The 14,411-nt window shown below is 33.1% G+C and carries 12 protein-coding genes; 7 read left to right on the top strand and 5 right to left on the bottom strand.

Annotated features, from left to right (window positions below):
- Nucleotides 1-2: 2 nt before the first annotated feature.
- The gene (ccoS, locus tag ACFSX9_RS03135; RefSeq protein WP_379804276.1) at nucleotides 3-203 is read right to left on the bottom strand and encodes a cbb3-type cytochrome oxidase assembly protein CcoS; all 201 of its coding nucleotides are present in this window, start codon (nucleotides 201-203) and stop codon (nucleotides 3-5) included.
- Nucleotides 204-284: 81 nt separating this feature from the next.
- On the bottom strand, nucleotides 285-2,660 hold the full coding sequence (locus ACFSX9_RS03130; protein WP_379804660.1) for a heavy metal translocating P-type ATPase metal-binding domain-containing protein: 2,376 nt from the start codon (nucleotides 2,658-2,660) through the stop codon (nucleotides 285-287).
- Between the two features lie 107 nt (nucleotides 2,661-2,767).
- Between ACFSX9_RS03130 and ACFSX9_RS03125 the strand changes: the two genes are divergently transcribed.
- From ACFSX9_RS03125 to pdeM, 5 genes are all read left to right on the top strand, one after another.
- Nucleotides 2,768-3,445 carry a Crp/Fnr family transcriptional regulator gene (locus tag ACFSX9_RS03125; RefSeq protein ID WP_379804273.1) on the top strand — a complete coding sequence of 226 codons (678 nt, stop codon included), beginning with the start codon at nucleotides 2,768-2,770 and terminating at the stop codon, nucleotides 3,443-3,445.
- A 214-nt stretch (nucleotides 3,446-3,659) separates the two neighbouring features.
- Nucleotides 3,660-4,697, top strand: a complete 1,038-nt coding sequence (locus ACFSX9_RS03120; protein ID WP_379804271.1) for a ligase-associated DNA damage response exonuclease — start codon at nucleotides 3,660-3,662, stop codon at nucleotides 4,695-4,697.
- 12 nt (nucleotides 4,698-4,709) lie between these two features.
- Nucleotides 4,710-6,311 carry an ATP-dependent DNA ligase gene (locus ACFSX9_RS03115; RefSeq protein ID WP_379804269.1) on the top strand — a complete coding sequence of 534 codons (1,602 nt, stop codon included), beginning with the start codon at nucleotides 4,710-4,712 and terminating at the stop codon, nucleotides 6,309-6,311.
- Nucleotides 6,312-6,365: 54 nt separating this feature from the next.
- On the top strand, nucleotides 6,366-8,828 hold the full coding sequence (locus ACFSX9_RS03110; protein WP_379804267.1) for a ligase-associated DNA damage response DEXH box helicase: 2,463 nt from the start codon (nucleotides 6,366-6,368) through the stop codon (nucleotides 8,826-8,828).
- A gap of 34 nt (nucleotides 8,829-8,862) precedes the next feature.
- On the top strand, nucleotides 8,863-9,498 hold the full coding sequence (gene pdeM / locus ACFSX9_RS03105) for a ligase-associated DNA damage response endonuclease PdeM (RefSeq protein WP_379804264.1): 636 nt from the start codon (nucleotides 8,863-8,865) through the stop codon (nucleotides 9,496-9,498).
- A gap of 611 nt (nucleotides 9,499-10,109) precedes the next feature.
- Here the strand turns inward: pdeM and ACFSX9_RS03100 are convergent.
- The 3 genes from ACFSX9_RS03100 to ACFSX9_RS03090 all read right to left on the bottom strand — a co-directional run bounded on the left by ACFSX9_RS03100 (nucleotide 10,110) and on the right by ACFSX9_RS03090 (nucleotide 13,162).
- Entirely contained in the window at nucleotides 10,110-10,301 is a 192-nt protein-coding gene (locus tag ACFSX9_RS03100; RefSeq protein ID WP_379804261.1) for a hypothetical protein, read from the bottom strand.
- Between the two features lie 129 nt (nucleotides 10,302-10,430).
- Nucleotides 10,431-12,581, bottom strand: a complete 2,151-nt coding sequence (locus tag ACFSX9_RS03095; RefSeq protein WP_379804258.1) for a catalase — start codon at nucleotides 12,579-12,581, stop codon at nucleotides 10,431-10,433.
- 275 nt (nucleotides 12,582-12,856) lie between these two features.
- Nucleotides 12,857-13,162 carry a rhodanese-like domain-containing protein gene (locus tag ACFSX9_RS03090; RefSeq protein ID WP_379804256.1) on the bottom strand — a complete coding sequence of 102 codons (306 nt, stop codon included), beginning with the start codon at nucleotides 13,160-13,162 and terminating at the stop codon, nucleotides 12,857-12,859.
- 128 nt (nucleotides 13,163-13,290) lie between these two features.
- Between ACFSX9_RS03090 and ACFSX9_RS03085 the strand changes: the two genes are divergently transcribed.
- Both ACFSX9_RS03085 and ACFSX9_RS03080 read left to right on the top strand, forming a co-directional pair.
- On the top strand, nucleotides 13,291-13,743 hold the full coding sequence (locus ACFSX9_RS03085; RefSeq protein ID WP_379804254.1) for a MarR family winged helix-turn-helix transcriptional regulator: 453 nt from the start codon (nucleotides 13,291-13,293) through the stop codon (nucleotides 13,741-13,743).
- 15 nt (nucleotides 13,744-13,758) lie between these two features.
- A complete protein-coding gene (locus ACFSX9_RS03080) occupies nucleotides 13,759-14,391 on the top strand; it encodes an NAD(P)H-dependent oxidoreductase (protein WP_379804252.1) in 633 nt (210 codons plus the stop codon).
- Nucleotides 14,392-14,411 lie beyond the last annotated feature (20 nt).

The raw sequence follows: 14,411 nt of genomic DNA, 5'->3' as shown, positions 1-14,411 counted from the left end.
AATTAGATTGATTTTTGTTTTTCTGTTTGTGTTTGTATTAATTTATTGGGATCTTCCTTTACTAATTCATCGTCAAAAAGCATTCTGACAGATGGTGTATAATCATCATCATACTGCCCACTTCTAACCGCTTTTATGAAAGCAAATAGAAAAAAAACAGCTACGCTAATACTTACTGAGATTAATATATAAATGACGCTCATTCCTTATTTTTGTGTTAACAAAGTTACTTCTGCTCTCTTCTTTAAAATATGATAATTATCATATCTTTTTTTTTATTCTGACTACTTATTTCTTGCAAATAAATTACTCATTATGGTAACAAAACTTACAATTGTAATTGTACTTAACGGCATTATAATTGCCGCAACTACTGGTGCTAATTCTCCAGTTACTGCATAACTTAAACCTACCACATTGTACAATAATGACAATCCAAAACTCATATAAATGGTCTTCATAGCGTTTTTAGAATAATTCATTAAAAAACCAATAGATTCAAATTTACTGGCATCTACAATTCCGTCGCAAGCTGGTGAAAACACATTTACATTTTCTGAAATTACGATTCCAATGTTACTCTGTGCTAAAGCTCCGGCATCATTAAGCCCATCTCCTACCATCATCACATTTCGTGAATTTTGTTGCAATTGTTCAATATATTGAAGCTTTTGCTCCGGCTTTTGGTTAAAAACTAAAACCGTACTTGAGGGTAACATTTTCTCTAAAATCTTGCGTTCACCATCATTATCTCCTGATAAAATAACCAATTGATACTTCTTAGAAAGCGTTGCAAATAACTGCTCTAAACCTTTACGATATTGATTGTTAAAAACGTAACTTCCCTTGTAAACACCATTAACTTCTACATGCACTTTTGTTTTTTTGTGCGTATTTTCGCTCATATGCTCCAAAAACTGCGAAGAACCTAATTTTATTGAACCTTTTTCAAAAGTAGTAAAAATTCCTTTACCTATCACTTCTTCGAAGCTAGTTGTTGCTATTTTTTCCTGATTTGGTAAGAAATCGTATAATCTTCTACTTAGTGGATGATTTGATCCTCTTAATGCATTTTTCAGTAATTTAAGATCGAAATCATTTAAAGGCTCTCCTTCATAAGTAATTGAAGTCTTTTTATTGGTTGTAATTGTTCCAGTTTTATCGAAAACTATCGTATCCACTTTTGCCAATTGCTCAACCACTAAAGCGTTCTTTAAATAGAATTTACGTTTTCCTAAAATTCGCAATACATTTCCTAAAGTAAACGGAGCCGTTAATGCCAAAGCACAAGGACAAGCTACAATTAGAATGGCTGTAAATACATTAAAAGCTGTGGTAATATCAATAAAGAACCAATATATAAACGATATAAAAGCCAAAGCTAATAAAGCCGGAGTAAAATAACGGCTGATTTTATCGGTAACCGTTTTGTGTTGTTGCTCTACTCTTTTTTGGAAAACATCATTACTCCATAATTGGGTTAAATAACTTTGGGAAACCGAAAATAAAACTTCAATTTCGATTACTTTCCCAATTTGTTTTCCACCTGCAAAAACTTTATCGCCTGATTTTTTCTCAATGGCAACTGCTTCTCCAGTAACAAAACTATAATCGACCGAGCCATTTTCAGAAATTAAAATACCATCAACAGGAATTAATTCTTGGTTTCGAATTAATAATCGATCTCCTTTTTCAATATCATAAACCTGAACTGATTCTTCGATTCCGTTTGGAAGTATTTTTGTAATGGCGATGGGGAAATACGACTTATAATCGCGTTCGAACGAAAGAAAATCATATGTTTTTTGTTGGAATAATTTACCTAAAAGCATAAAGAATACTAATCCGGCCATACTGTCAAAAAAACCTTGACCGTAACCAAAAATAATATCAACCGTACTACGAACAAACATCACAATAATTCCTAAAGCAATAGGAATATCGATATTTAACATACCCGATTTAATACTTTTCCAAGCAGAAACATAGTAACCCGAAGCCGAATAAAAAAATGATGGAAGTGCTAATGCAAAAACCATCCATCGGAAAAAACCGCGATATTGATTGATCCAAAATTCTTCCACCTCAAAATATTCAGGGAAAGATAATAGCATTATATTTCCAAAACAGAAAAATGCTACACCTATTTTGTAGATTAAACTTCTATCGATCTTCTTCTTCCCTTCGTCAAAGTTTTCTAAACTAATATAAGGTTCGTAACCAATCGTGCTCAATAAATAAACGATTTCTTTTAAAGTAGTTTTTTCGGAATTATACGTTATACGTACTTTTTTCTCTGGAAAATTAACCTGAGAAGTGCTTATTCCTGACTGAAGTTTCTGTAAATTTTCCAAAATCCAAATACACGAACTACAGTGTATATGAGGAATGTAGAGTGAAACAATGTGTGTGTTGCTCTCTTGGAAATCGAGTAATTTATTAACAATTTCTTCATTATCTAAAAAGTCATATTTTCCTTGTATATCCTGTGGTGTTGCACCTGGAGATGATTGAAAATCATAATAACAAGTTAAATCATTCAAACTAAAAATTTCATAAACGGTTTTACATCCGTTGCAACAAAACTTCTTATCATCAAATAAAACCTCGTCTTTTTTTATAATTTCATTACCACAATGGAAACAATTTTCGGCGTCCATAAATCTGCTCATTTTACCTTTTGCAAAGTTCTTTTATAATTATAACTCAAAATATGATAATTGTCATACATTTTCGTAATTTTGCAGTCTTAAAACAACTGCATTCTATGAGTAAATGTGAACAATGTATCGTGAGGCAATTTAGTTCTTTAAAAGCATTAAACAAAGAAGAACTTGTACGAATGGCCGATTGCAAAACTTCTTATACAATTAAAAAAGGAGAACCTATTTTTGAAGAAGGAGAAGTTACCAATGGCATTTATTGCATCAAAGAAGGCGTTTGTAAATTGTCTAAATTAAGTGATAATGGAAAAGACCAAATTGTAAAATTGGTAAAACCAGGAGAGCTTTTAGGACAACGTTCGATGATTAGTGATGAACCTGCAAATTTAAGTGCTGTTGCTCTGGAAGATATGGAAGTTTGCTTTATTCCAAGAAATGAAGTAATGCAGTTTTTTACTGAAAATAATCAGTTTTCAATGAATGTAATGAAAACTATTTGCGAAGATTTGAAAGGTGCCGATGATCATATGGTAAATATGGCTCAGAAAACCGTTCGTCAGCGTTTAGTAGATACTTTGATATATTTGGAAGAAACTTTTGGAAAAAATCAAGATGGTTCGTTACGTATTCAACTTTCAAGAGAAGAATTAGCCGGAATGATTGGAACTGCAACAGAAAGTTGCATAAGATTATTATCAGAACTAAATAAATCAAAATTAATTGAGCTAACAGGAAAGAAGATTCTACTTTTCGATAAAGTGAAATTGAAAAAATTCGCTTAGTAAAAGCAAAAATATAGTTTTATAAAAAATGCTGTTTTAGATTTCTAAAACAGCATTTTTATTTAATATTGGTAAGGAATATTCTCATCAGTTTGAATGATATTGACTCCCATAACTGATTGGAAGATGTAAATTTTACTACTATTTTCAAATAAACTATAAAACTTCCACAGTAAAAATAATTAATTTTATAAGTTAATAAAATTGACACATTATGCGGAAGCCACTTTTAGTTTTTAACGACAAAGGAATATATTGTGAACAAGCAAATGTATACCTGGATCCTTGGAAACCAGTACAAAATGCCATTATTACTCACGGTCACGCCGATCATTCGCGTTGGGGACATGACAATTATATAACACATACTACAAATGTACCCATCATCAAACATCGATTGGGTCCAATTAATGTTACGGGTAAAGAATGGAATGAAACTTTTGTGATCAATAATGTAAAGTTCTCGTTGCATCCTGCCGGACATATAATTGGAAGTGCTCAGATACGAGTTGAATACAAAGGCGAAGTTTGGGTGTTTACAGGTGATTATAAAACAGAAGACGACGGAATTTCAGTTCCTTATGAAGTGGTAAAATGTGATACTTTTATTACAGAATGTACTTTTGGATTGCCCGCTTTTAAATGGACGCCACAAGCCGAAGTGATGGATAATATCAATACTTGGTGGGCAGAAAATAGAGCAGAAAAGAAAACATCGATTCTTTTTGGCTATTCTTTGGGTAAAGCCCAACGTTTATTAAAGTATTTAGATCCAAATATCGGTACAATTTATACGCATGGAGCCATCGAAAATATGACCAATGTGATTCGGCCGATGGTTGACTTCCCTCCTACAACATTAGTTACGAGAGAAACTAAAAAAGAAGATTTATTAGGAAATTTAGTTTTAGCACCGCCTAGTGCACACGGAAGTACTTGGATAAGAAAAATGACACCTTTCGTAACCGGAACAGCAAGCGGATGGATGGCTTTTAGAGGAGCAAGAAGAAGACGAGCCGTTGACAAAGGATTTGTTCTAAGCGATCATTGTGATTGGTCTTCCCTTCTTGAAAGTGTGAAAGCAACTGGTGCCGAAAAAGTAATCTGCACTCATGGTTATACCGATATTTTTTCGAAGTATTTAAGAGAATTGGGATACGATGCAAGAACAGAAGCTACGCAATATGAAGGCGAATTAAGCGAAATTGAAAAAGAAGTCGAAACTGAAATTACATCGGAAACAACTAGTTAAAATGAACAATTTATGAAGGATTTTGCCAATTTAATAAAACAGTTAGACAGTTCGAACAAAACGACTTTAAAGGTGGAAGCATTAACAGATTATTTCCGAAAGGCTTCACCGGAAGATAAAGTTTGGACGATTGCTATTCTTTCCCACAGAAGACCGCCAAGACCTGTTAACACTACATTATTACGAACTTGGGCTAACGAATTAGCAAATATTCCGCTTTGGTTATTTGAAGAAAGTTATCATATTGTGGGTGATTTAGCTGAAACGATTGCGTTAGTTATTCCTGAATCTAATCAAGTTTCCGAAAAAAGTTTATCAGCTTATTTACAGGAAATTATAGAATTAAAGAAAAAAACGGAAGAAGAGAAAAAGAAATACTTGCATGACAATTGGTTGGCTTTAAACTATTACGAACGTTTTGTTTTTACCAAATTAATTACCGGAAGCTTTCGAATTGGCGTTAGTCAAAAATTAATGACTCGAGCACTTTCCAAAGCAGAAAATGTCGACGAAGATATTTTGGCTTATAAACTGATGGGAAATTGGAATCCGAGTACAATTAGTTTTCAAGAATTGATTTTAGATGAAAAAAGTAGCGACTATTTATCAAAACCATATCCTTTTTATTTAGCCTATCCAATTGAAGGCGAAGTTTCGAATTTAGGAAATGTGGAAGAATGGTCAATTGAGCATAAATGGGATGGAATTCGGTCACAAACGATTATCAGAGACGATCAAATTTTTGTTTGGTCGCGTGGTGAAGAATTAGTAACCGATAAATACCCGGAATTTCAGTCCTTAATAAATGCTATCCCAAATGGAACGGTTATCGATGCAGAAATTTTAGCTTTCGCGAATGGAGAAATTGGAACTTTCAATGATTTACAAACGCGAATAGGCCGAAAAACCGTTTCTGCCAAAATGCTACAAAGTAATCCAGTCGTTTTAAAAGCTTATGATTTATTAGAATGGGAAGGAAATGATATTCGAAATTTACCGTATGAAAAACGAAGAGTATTATTAGAAGAATTATTCGAAACTATAAAAGATAAAAACTTACCTTTTCACTTATCCGAAAGGAAATCCTTTACATCTTGGAAAGAGGTTTCAGACGAAAGAATGATGGCCCGAGAAATGAGAAGTGAAGGTTTGATGTTAAAAAGAAATGATTCACCTTATCAAGTTGGGCGAAAAAAAGGAGATTGGTGGAAATGGAAATTAGAACCTTTGGTAATTGACGCCGTGTTGACTTACGCGATGCGAGGAAGCGGACGACGAACCAATTTATTTACTGATTACACCTTTGCTTTATGGCAAAACAACGATAAAGGCGAAAGAGAATTAGTGACATTTGCAAAAGCGTATTCCGGTTTGACCGATGCCGAATTCAGAAAAGTTGATGATTTTATTAAAAAAAATACACTTGATAAATTTGGTCCTGTTCGAAGTGTGAAACCACAACTTGTATTTGAAATTGGTTTCGAAGGAATAGCATTATCAAAAAGACATAAAAGTGGTATTGCAACAAGATTTCCTAGAATTATTCGCTGGCGACAAGACAAAAAAATTGAAGAAGCAAATACAATTGATGATTTGAAAGATATGATTATTTAAGAAACATCTTCGGATATTGAGATTTTCGGATTTTCGGACCAAAAGAGTAAAAAAATGAATAGAGAAGAATTATTTAAAATAGCCGAAGCTTGGTTCCAACAACAAAATTGGAAACCATTTCCTTTCCAAACGCAAACTTGGACGGCATTTTTACAAGGGAAAAACGGTTTACTAAACGCACCAACGGGTAGCGGAAAAACTTATGCCCTTTGGCTTCCTATTGTTTTAAATTATATCAAAGAAAATCCAAATTATAAAACCAAGCATAAACCAGGATTAAAAGCAATTTGGATAACACCTTTACGAGCACTTTCTGTGGAAATAAAACAAGCTGCTGAAAAAGTGGCTTCAGATTTAGGAACTCAAATGACGGTCGGGATTCGTTCAGGAGATACTTCTGCAAGCGAAAGAACCAAGCAAAAAACTAAAATGCCCGATTTGCTAATTACGACGCCTGAAAGTTTACAACTGCTATTAGCGACTAAAGAATATAATAAAATATTCGCGAATTGTTCTGCAATTGTAATCGATGAATGGCACGAACTTTTAGGCACAAAACGAGGCGTTCAAATGGAATTAGCTTTATCGCGATTAAAAAATATAAGTCCGAACTTGAGAATTTGGGGAATTTCCGCAACCATTGGAAATTTAGAGTTGGCACAAGAAGTTTTACTAGGACATAATTCAGAAGCTTTAGAAAATTCCGTTTTGATTAAGGCTAAAATCAATAAAAAAATAACCGTAAAATCGATTATTCCGGAAAAAATGGAAACATTTCCATGGCGTGGTCACATGGGTTTGCACCTTATTAAGGAAGTAGCAAAAATTGTAAAACAGAGTAAAACTACTTTAATTTTTACCAATACAAGATCGCAGTGCGAATTATGGTTTCAAGCTTTATTAGATAAATATCCGGAGTTTGCTGGCGAAATGGCCATGCATCACGGAAGTATTGCTCGCGAAACAAGAATCTGGATTGAAAATGCGATTAAAAATGAAGATTTAAAAGTAGTAGTTTGTACTTCCAGTCTAGATTTAGGAGTCGATTTTGCTCCTGTAGAAACCATAATTCAGGTGGGTGGACCAAAAGGCGTTGCACGTTTTTTGCAAAGAGCCGGAAGAAGTGGCCATCAACCCGGAAAAGAAAGCGTAATTTATTTCTTAGCCACGCATGCAATGGAATTGATTGAAGCTTCAGCGTTAAAAAAAGCTGCTGAAAATACAATTGTTGAAGATCGGGTTCCCTATTTAGACAGTTATGACGTTTTGATCCAGTATTTAAATACGTTAGCGGTTTCAGATGGTTTTTTTCCCGACGAAATTTTTAAAGAAATAAAAACTACGTTTTGTTACCAAAATATTTCAGCTGATAATTGGCAATGGATTTTAAATTTTATTACGCTCGGAAGTCAAAGTTTGCAACGTTATGACGAATACAAAAAGGTAGAAATTGAAGAAGACGGACTTTTTAAAATTAACAGTAGGAAAATTGCAATGCAACATCGCATGCAAATTGGAACAATTGTAAGTGATGCTGTTTTGAATGTGAAATTTCTAAAAGGCGGTTATATAGGTTCTATTGAAGAATCATTTGTTTCGAAATTACAAGCAGGCGACACTTTTATTTTTGGTGGAAAAAAATTAGAGTTTTATGCTATCAAAGACATGAAAGTTCTGGTTCGGAAAGCAGATGTTAAAAAAGTAGCGAAAACTGTGAGTTGGCAAGGCGGAAGAATGTCGTTTTCTGCACAAATGAGTGAATTGCTTCGCGAAGAATTGTATCATTTAGAAAATAATCCACTTTCAATTGAAGCACAAGCTTTGAAACCCATATTTATAAGACAGAAAAGAGAAAGTATTGTGCCAAATGCAGACCAGTTTTTAATAGAAATGTTTAAAACTAGAGAAGGTTTTCATTCGATCTTCTACCCATTTGAAGGTCGATTTGTCCATGAAGCGTTAGCAAGTATTTTATCTTATCGAATAAGTTTGCTTTCGCCAATCACTTTTTCTTTGGCTTATAATGATTACGGATTTGAATTACTTTCGGATCAAGAGATTGATATGCAAGCTGTTTTCGATAATAACTTATTTACGACTTCGTACGTGCATGATGATTTGCAAAAAAGTCTAAACGCAACGGAAATGGCAAGAAGAAAGTTTCGAGACATCGCAATTGTTGCTGGATTAGTTTTTACAGGAATGCCAGGAAAAGTAGTAAAAACAAAACATTTACAAAGTGGTTCCCAATTGCTATTTGAAGTTTTTCGTGATTATGAACCTGATAATTTATTATTGCAACAAGCATATATTGAAACCTTTGAACACCAATTAGAAGAAGGTCGATTGTTAAAAGCTTTGGAACGTATTGATAAGCAAGAAATTGTAGTAAAAAGATGCGAAAAACCAACTCCTTTTAGTTTTCCAATTATTACCGATCGCTTACGCGAAAAATTATCTAGCGAATCTTTAGCCGAACGAATTGCTAAAATGACCGCAAGTTATCTAAAGGAATAATTTTGAAAAGAATACCTTTGCCAAAAGGAATTTCATGAAGATAACTATCCAAAGTCAGACATTTATATTACATCATTTTGGTGCTGTTTTTTGGGAAAGTAATTCCATTCTTCTACTTTCGGATGTACATTTAGGGAAAGTTAGTCATTTTAGAAAACATGGAATTGCTATTCCGATGGAAGCAATAATTGCCAATTTCAATCGGATGGACACATTAATAGCTGAATTCCAACCAAAAAGTATCATTTTCCTTGGCGATTTATTTCACAGTGTCCAAAATATAGAATTTGAGCTCTTTGCAAATTGGACAAAATTGCTTTCACAAAAAATTATCCTAGTTAAAGGAAATCATGATATAGTCAACGAACTTTTTTTTGAAGAGTTAAATATCGAGGTAATGAACGAGTTACTTATAGACAATTTTATTCTAACTCATCATCCTTTAGAAGGTAATACTTTGTTTAATTTTTGTGGTCACATTCATCCAGGAATTAAAATTAGAGGAAAAGGTAGACAATTTCTTAATATCTCTTGTTTTTTTAGAAAACCTACTCAAATGATATTTCCATCATTTGGTGAATTCACCGGAAATTTTTATCTAGAACCTACAAAAAATGATTTGGTTTATGGAATCACTCCAGATGAAGTCTTTGAAGTTGTCTTGAAATAAAAGTTATAAGTATTGTAATAGTAAACGATAAATTTCAGAAGTATGAAATTCAATTTTAAGATGTAAAAAATTGACCGATGCTTGGATTATTGTTGTGTGACTGGTTCTCCTTTAAGTGGAGACGTAGGCTTTTTATGCATGCCCGAACGGGTGGAAAGGACATACGCCATTACAGATACTTCAACAACCTGACTACCCGTGACCTTCGTTTCACCAGCATCGGTTCAATTTTTATTTAATTTGGCTCCCAACAGCCAAAAAAAACAAAATCAGAATTTAATTTTTTCTTTATTTTTGTTTCTACTTTCGTAAAAATTAATTACTAAAGATATGCTTGAATTCTGTTTAGTAAAATTATGAAAAACACCACATATGCGTTTTACAAAATTTTCTAAAATTTTTATATAATTTTATTTTCAAGTACACTAACAAAACCTATTCTAGCCCTGATTGCATGAAAATCCTTTTGTTTTTCTTCTAAAAACAAAAGATTGTAAGGAAAGCAGGAATATGGACCGCTGAAAATGCCCTAAACTTTCGCTCCAAATAAAACTTATATTATTAAATAGAAACGCCTCAATTTTGCAATTGAGGCGTTTTAATATGAAGTATTATTTCTTTTCTTCATTATTCATTTTATCATCTAATTCTGGTAGTTCACCTTTGAATTTCTGTGTGTCAACATCATAATTTTCATCATTTGTTAATACTTCTTTGTGATCTTTATATTGATGTTTTCTCATATCACTTCTGTTGTCACTCCCTTTTTTGTTCGCTGATTGCGGATTTTTGTTTGCGCTCATAATACTAGTTTTTAAATTCTTTATAAAATTACATGTATTAGAAGAATAAGTACTTACATGATTTTTACGAATAGTTACAAAACATTACTATTAATAAAGATGACCAAAATTTATGGTTCTGTTACCAATTTAATTCTTCAATTTATCCTCGCGATTCCAAAATCTGTGCTTTCCTAAAGAAGCAATAAAATCTTTACTGATATCATCGCCAGTTATAATTCCAAATTCTGCAAAATTAGAAGCTTTTACTTTTTTCTTAATCGTAGTGTCATCAAGTAAAACTAAACTTTCATCAGAGAATCCCATAACTTTGCAATGTTTAAACATATCCATTAAGAATTCTGGAACTTTGTCTAATTCGCTAAGTTTTAAAATACTTTCTTTTCCACTTGGCACATAAACTGCATCAAACAAAACTGCCGATACGGTGTTCAAACTATGATCTACTTTAATCATTTTTCCATCTGAACTCTTAATTTCAGTAGCATTTGTTCCAATAATTTTTATTTGTGCACCTTCTTTTTCTAACGCACTTTTAAGCTTGTCAATTGAATTGCTGTCAACGCCATCACTACATAGAAAAGCAACACTTCTAGTTGCGATTGTAGCTGAATTTGTTTTATTTTTAATCATACTCAATGCCGGTGAAGGCTTTGCAGTGCTTTTAACAATCTTTGGTTCTTGTTCGTTTCCAGCATCTGCTCCTACTCCTTTATTGATAGGTTTTTCTGGTGCGTCCGGAACTTTTAAACCCAAACCTGTCGCAACATCTTTTGCTAAGTCTTTATCAATAATATCAAGCAAACTCAACATTCTTAATCGAATAGCAATCGTCTCTACTTTACCAAGTTCGAACTTTAAAGCACTTTTCATGTGATCTTGTTCTGTTTTTGTCTGACTAACGTAGAATAGTTGTGCTTGACTAAAATGATCTGCAAAACTTGTACTTCTAGCGCGAACTTTGTGTGCGTCAACTCGTTCATTAAAACTTGTAAATCCACCTTCTGCTGCTTTTGCTTGGAAAGGACAACCACCACCTAAAGAATTAGGATGATAGTTTGCACGACCTACATTAATTTCTTGTCGCATGTGTCCATCTCTCTGATTATTGTGCATCGGAGCTATAGTTCTGTTGATAGGAATTTCATGAAAATTTGGTCCGCCTAATCTTGAAAGTTGTGTATCTGTATAAGAAAATAACCTTCCTTGAAGTAAAGGATCATTTGAAAAATCAATTCCTGGTACTAGATGACCTGGATGAAAAGCTACTTGTTCTGTTTCTGCAAAGAAATTATCTGGGTTTCTATTCAATGTCATTGTACCAATTATTGTAACCGGTACCAATTCTTCAGGAATTAATTTGGTAGGATCTAATAAATCGAAATCAAATTTATGTTCATCTGCCTCTGGGATAATTTGAACTCCTAAATCCCATTCTGGAAATTGACCATTTTCAATAGCTTCATATAAATCACGGCGATGAAAATCTGGATCATTTCCAGAAATTTTTAAAGCTTCATCCCAAACTACAGCGTGAGTTCCTAATTTAGGTTTCCAATGGAATTTCACAAAATGCGATTCGTTTTTAGCATTTATAAATCGGAATGTATGCACTCCGAATCCTTCCATCATTCGAAGACTTCTTGGTATTGCACGATCTGACATTACCCACATTATCATGTGCATTGACTCTGGCATTAATGAAATGAAATCCCAAAAATTATCGTGCGCACTTGCTGCTTGTGGCATTTCATTATGTGGTTCTGGTTTTACAGCATGGACCAAATCTGGAAATTTTGAAGCATCTTGTATAAAAAATACAGGCATATTATTACCGACCAAGTCGAAATTTCCTTCTTGCGTATAAAATTTTACAGCAAAACCGCGTGTATCTCTTGCCAAATCCGTGGATCCTCTAAAACCTGCTACTGTGGAAAATCTTGCAAAAACAGGCGTTTCTACTCCAGCTTGTAAGAAACCAGCTTTAGAGTATTTAGCCATGGAATTCGAAACTTTAAAAACACCATGCGCTGCAGAACCACGGGCGTGCACTATACGTTCTGGAATTCTCTCATGATCAAAATGTGTTATTTTTTCTCGTAGTATAAAATCTTCTAATAACGATGGTCCACGTTCACCTGCTTTTAAAGAATTGTTGTCATCATTTATTTTTAAACCTTGATCAGTAGTTAAAAACTGACCGGTTGCATCTGACTTATTTTTTTCTAAATCTGTAATTTTATCACTCGATGCATTATTTTTTTGGTCTTGCTTTTTCATCGCTTTGCCTTTTAAAGATTGAAGTTGTAAAATTGGTGTTTTATTCAATTTTAATGTTATAAAATTTTTTATAAAACTTATACAATTTACACCCTAAACTCTGACTATCAAAGCATAAGAAATTAAAAAGAACTGCTATTTTATTGATATATATTATTTATGAAAAGTTAGACCTCAATTATAAGTACTAATCGCAGTGAGAAAACCTACTTAATATTAGATATAAAAAACAAAAAATCCGCATAAAGCGGATTTGATACTAATATGTAGATTACTTATTCCGTGGGACCATCCCATTGCGAAATACCACCTAATAAATTATATGCGGTTTCAAAACCAAGTTGATTCATTACACCACAAGCTTGACCGCTTCTTCCGCCTGACAAACAGTAAACGTAGTAATTTTTAGTTTTATCTAATTCCTCTAATTTATAAATAAAACCTTGTCCTTTATAAATATCAATGTTAATAGCTCCTGGAATTTTACTACTTTCAAATTCTTCATCCGTTCTAACATCTAAGATTACACCATTTTCATCAGCTGAAAATTTGCTCCACCATTCGCTTTGTTCTAAATTCATTGTCTTTATTTTTACCAAAAGTACTATTCAAATATTTAATTTCAAAAAATTAATAAAAAATTAACAGACACTTGTATCTACAACTAAAATAATTACTACATTTGTACCTACAATTATTACAAAAGCAAATGAGAATAGAAGACATTATAAAACCTACTTCACCACTGCCAGTTGAAAAGCGCACATTGTTAAATGTGATGTTTACGCAACATGTCATTGCTGAAAAGTTCAATGAAATTTTAAAACCATTTGACTTATCGCCTGAACAATTTAACGTTTTACGCATTTTAAGAGGTCAAAAAGGCAATCCGGTAAACATGTTTACGATTCAAGAACGAATGGTCGCAAAAACGAGTAATACCACAAGACTTGTGGATAAATTGCTTTTAAAAGAATTTGTAAACAGAGAAATTTGTACAGAAAACAGAAGAAAAATGGAAATTACCATTACTGAGAAAGGATTGGCCCTTTTATTGCAGTTGGATCCACTAGTTGAAGCCCACGAAAAAGCGTTTGCGAACAACCTTTCAAGTAAGGAATTAGAAGTACTGAATGAATTATTAGAAAAATTTAGAATTTAATCACAAGAATTAAAGATGAGTAATTTCATAGAAAATCAAAATTGGCGTTATGCCACTAAAAAATTTGATGCGACAAAAAAAATATCGGCAGCAGATTTAGAACTATTAAAAAAAGCAATACAGTTGAGTTCTTCTTCTTATGGTTTGCAATTGTACAAAGTATTTATTGTTGAAAATCCAGCCATTAGGGAGCAATTAAAACCTGTTTCTTGGAATCAGGCTCAGATTGTTGATGCTTCTCACCTATTCGTTTTTGCCAATATTGTTGATGTTCAAGACAACCATATTGACGCTTATGTAGAAAATGTAGCAAAAACAAGAGGCGTTGCAATTGAAACTTTAAAAGGATATTCTGATTTTATGAAATCTAAAATTGTGACACTTCCGTTAGAAGAAAAAGCGGTTTGGACTTCAAAACAAACATATTTGGCTCTAGGAAATTTAATTAATGCTTCCGCCGAATTGAAGATTGATGTTACACCGATGGAAGGATTTGATGCTGCAAAATACAACGAAATTTTGGGCTTGACCCAATTGGGTTTAAATGCAGCTCTCGTAGCACCCGTTGGATATCGCCATGAAGAAGATAGTACGCAACACAGTCCAAAAGTAAGAAAACCAATCGAAGAATTATTCGAAATTATTTAATAACTAATCTTAATAAATCA

It is taken from the genome of Flavobacterium ardleyense (assembly GCF_042686085.1).
Classification (GTDB): Bacteria; Bacteroidota; Bacteroidia; order Flavobacteriales; family Flavobacteriaceae; genus Flavobacterium; species Flavobacterium ardleyense.
Note: the sequence above shows the minus strand (reverse complement) of the source record. Positions and strands in the feature narration are given on the sequence as shown.

Excerpts from the sequence above, each read along its gene's own strand:
- ccoS (WP_379804276.1), bottom strand. The coding sequence starts at position 203 with ATGAGCGTCATTTATATATTAATCTCAGTAAGTATTAGCGTAGCTGTT.
- ACFSX9_RS03130 (WP_379804660.1), bottom strand. The coding sequence starts at position 2,660 with ATGGACGCCGAAAATTGTTTCCATTGTGGTAATGAAATTATAAAAAAA.
- ACFSX9_RS03125 (WP_379804273.1), top strand. The coding sequence starts at position 2,768 with ATGAGTAAATGTGAACAATGTATCGTGAGGCAATTTAGTTCTTTAAAA.
- ACFSX9_RS03120 (WP_379804271.1), top strand. The coding sequence starts at position 3,660 with ATGCGGAAGCCACTTTTAGTTTTTAACGACAAAGGAATATATTGTGAA.
- ACFSX9_RS03115 (WP_379804269.1), top strand. The coding sequence starts at position 4,710 with ATGAAGGATTTTGCCAATTTAATAAAACAGTTAGACAGTTCGAACAAA.
- ACFSX9_RS03110 (WP_379804267.1), top strand. The coding sequence starts at position 6,366 with ATGAATAGAGAAGAATTATTTAAAATAGCCGAAGCTTGGTTCCAACAA.
- pdeM (WP_379804264.1), top strand. The coding sequence starts at position 8,863 with ATGAAGATAACTATCCAAAGTCAGACATTTATATTACATCATTTTGGT.
- ACFSX9_RS03100 (WP_379804261.1), bottom strand. The coding sequence starts at position 10,301 with ATGAGCGCAAACAAAAATCCGCAATCAGCGAACAAAAAAGGGAGTGAC.
- ACFSX9_RS03095 (WP_379804258.1), bottom strand. The coding sequence starts at position 12,581 with ATGAAAAAGCAAGACCAAAAAAATAATGCATCGAGTGATAAAATTACA.
- ACFSX9_RS03090 (WP_379804256.1), bottom strand. The coding sequence starts at position 13,162 with ATGAATTTAGAACAAAGCGAATGGTGGAGCAAATTTTCAGCTGATGAA.
- ACFSX9_RS03085 (WP_379804254.1), top strand. The coding sequence starts at position 13,291 with ATGAGAATAGAAGACATTATAAAACCTACTTCACCACTGCCAGTTGAA.
- ACFSX9_RS03080 (WP_379804252.1), top strand. The coding sequence starts at position 13,759 with ATGAGTAATTTCATAGAAAATCAAAATTGGCGTTATGCCACTAAAAAA.